The following is a 1,162-nucleotide window of genomic DNA, read 5'->3' as shown; positions in this document are numbered from 1 at the left end:
GAAGAGAGATTCTGTGTTAATTATCAAATAATTTTTAATTTTGTTTACTTAAGGCGGCTTTATGTCAGCCTGTTTAGGGCGGTATAACTTCGTGTTTTATTCGCCCTAACTCTTTTTATACTGCTGCTGCATTTGTTTTTTGTAAGTATGCTTTATCATATTTCTTTTCTGTTGTCCAGATCGTATAAATCATTTCCAGTATTTTTCTTTGTACCGCGACCGCTGCCTTCATTTTGATCCCATGTTTTGATACCAGTCTGACGAATATGGCTTTAAAGCGCTCGTCGTGCCTTATCGCAGTTAAAGCAGGCATATGCATAGCTTTTCTTAGGTGCCGATTCCCTTTTTTCGAGATCCTGGGTTTTCCCTTGATCGATGTACCTGAATCTTTTACGATCACATCAAGGCCTCCAAAGCTTACCAGTTGTTTTTTGTTTCTGATCAATTCAAAGCCATTGGTTTCAGCAACTGTTATTACGGCTGTTAAACCTCCTACACCAGGTATTGAAGTAATGAGATTTACCTTTTTATGAAGTTCTTTGTCTGTCTTTACCAATTCAGCTATTTCCCGTTTGATCTCCCTTTCCTGCTCGTTGAATAGCTTAATTCGTTGATTTACCCGGTATATACTTCTTTCATTAGGATATGCTTCTGCCTGTTCTGCATGCAATCGATTTTTAGACATCGTACGGTCCGCTACAATCTGGTCCCGTTCCCGTGTCAGCTGTTTTAGATCTCTGAATATCTTTTTAGGCTTTTGCCATATTTCAAGCCTTCTTTCTAATCCAAACTGGCATATAGCCTGTGATGCTGTTTTATCCGTGATCGTTTTTATATCCAATGTCTTCATGTAACTGCTGATCTTATTGGGCAGTACAATACTTACTTCCAAACCCTGATCAATAAGATAATAGGCTATTTTCTCGTGATAAACCCCGGTTGCTTCCATTACATAACGAACAGCGACGTGATGATCAGCATGTTTCTTTATCCACACCAATAACGCGGTAAAACCTGATGGTTTGTTGGCAAATGTTTTATAAGCATAAACTTCTTTACAAAGGGATTGATCTACCCGCCCTAAAGAGACTACCAGTTCATCTTGTGCCACGTCAATACCGGCTACCTGTTTTAAAATCTTTGTCATCACWTAATTTGATTA

Annotated in this window: 1 protein-coding gene; it reads right to left on the bottom strand. The window is 38.7% G+C overall.

Features of this window, described 5'->3' with window-relative positions:
* Window positions 1–115: 115 nt before the first annotated feature.
* Window positions 116–1,147 carry an IS110 family RNA-guided transposase gene (locus AC1D0K_RS30670; protein WP_477395282.1) on the bottom strand — a complete coding sequence of 344 codons (1,032 nt, stop codon included), beginning with the start codon at window positions 1,145–1,147 and terminating at the stop codon, window positions 116–118.
* Between the last annotated feature and the right edge of the window lie 15 nt (window positions 1,148–1,162).

This window comes from Mucilaginibacter sp. P1_A3 (assembly GCF_056406855.1).
Note: the sequence above shows the minus strand (reverse complement) of the source record. Positions and strands in the feature narration are given on the sequence as shown.

Coding starts and splice junctions, on each gene's coding strand:
- AC1D0K_RS30670 (WP_477395282.1), bottom strand. CDS start 1,147: ATGACAAAGATTTTAAAACAGGTAGCCGGTATTGACGTGGCACAAGAT.